Below are 1,496 nucleotides of genomic sequence, written 5' to 3'. Positions count from 1 at the left end.
AAACGATCGAGCAATTCAGCGTGAACAAGCTGGATTACGAAGCGCACGACATTAAAGTGATGGACGTTTTTAATTATTTTTCATATGCTGAAAAAAAGGATTTGCGCTTTGATCTGATTATTCTCGATCCGCCTTCCTTTGCGCGCACAAAAAAACGCACCTTCAGCGCGGCCAAGGATTATAAAAACCTGCTGAAGGAAACGATCGCCATCACTGCTGACAAGGGTGTCATTGTTGCCTCTACAAACAGCAGCGCATTTGGCATGAAGAAATTCAAAGGCTTTATCGATGCCGCATTTAAAGAAACAAACGAACGCTACACCATCATTGAGGAATTTACGCTGCCGGAGGATTTCAAAACGATTTCGGCATTTCCGGAAGGCAACTACTTGAAAGTGGTCCTTCTGCAGAAAAAATAATGAAAAAGCTGCCCTTTTCGGGGGCAGCTTTTTTATGTAGAAATGATCTGCTGGACGCGGCCGATGCGGCCATCTTCAAGCCGGACTTTAATGCCGTGCGGATGAAAGCTTGATTTCGTCAAAATATCCTTCACTGTCCCTCGCGTCAGTTTTCCTGTTTTTTGATCCTCTTTCAATACAATATCCACCTGCAACCCTTTCGAAATGCTGTTTCGCTCTTGCCCGTTCATAACGCACATCCTTTCTTTTGTTCATTATAGTCATTATGGTTTAAAAGTAACAGCCGGCTGATGAAGTGTATGTTTGTTTTTTTCAGCCTTCATTAAATATAATGTCAGGCCAAAGCCTGCTATGCTCAGAATGCCAAAAAGCAAGTAGACTGCGAAAATCGACACGTAGTCAAAAATGTACCCGCCTGCAAATGTGCAGAACCAGTTGCCGAACCCGTTGCCGATGACGGCGTACATGGTCAGCGCCGTCGCTTCAACGTGTCTTGGGGTAATCTTTTTCACATATTGAAGCGCCGCCGGGATAAATAAACCGATGGCCACTCCCTGAAGAAAGACCGTCACATATATGATCCATAGTGAAGGCGCCGTGAAATAGAGCGCCCACCTGAATAATGAGACTCCACCTGACAGCATAATGACGTTGAGCAGCCCCATTTTATCTATAAATGTTTGGGCAAACCGCATAAATGGTATTTCTGAAATCACGCCGATGAAAAATAAAATGCCGATAGCGGAAAGAGACGCGCCGCTTTTGTCCAGAAAAAGACTGAAATACGTATTGTTCGCTAAGTTTGGAGCAAATGTCGTAAAGGTGATGATCATAAAGATGAGGAAGGTTTTGTTGCTGATAAGCTCCCGGAATCCTTTGCGGATATTGACCTTTGTTTTCGTTTTCTGCTGGCCCGGCATTTGAGAAGCCAATATGGCGGCAATGCACAGAAAGGCACAGCCAAAGATAAAGATCACGTGAATGGGGTACAGCTGGTTCGTCACCTGTCCCATGGCAAACACCGCGACGCCGAAGCCGAGAGAACCAAACAGGCGGATTCCGCCGTAGTTGCCGTTT

General features: G+C 45.3%; 3 protein-coding genes. 1 reads left to right on the top strand and 2 read right to left on the bottom strand.

Annotated features, from left to right (window positions below; all coding sequences use genetic code 11):
* Positions 1–419: class I SAM-dependent methyltransferase (locus tag ACWHAR_RS21080; protein WP_452087718.1), on the top strand; the 419-nt coding region annotated here is incomplete at its 5' end.
* Positions 420–451: 32 nt separating this feature from the next.
* On the opposite strand, the gene ACWHAR_RS21075 is transcribed toward ACWHAR_RS21080, so the two are convergent.
* On the bottom strand, positions 452–649 hold the full coding sequence (locus ACWHAR_RS21075) for a YwbE family protein (RefSeq protein WP_014481283.1): 198 nt from the start codon (positions 647–649) through the stop codon (positions 452–454).
* Between the two features lie 33 nt (positions 650–682).
* Positions 683–1,496: MFS transporter (locus ACWHAR_RS21070; RefSeq protein ID WP_452087717.1), on the bottom strand; the 814-nt coding region annotated here is incomplete at its 5' end.

It is taken from the genome of Bacillus sp. LR--39, assembly GCF_053613335.1.
Note: the sequence above shows the minus strand (reverse complement) of the source record. Positions and strands in the feature narration are given on the sequence as shown.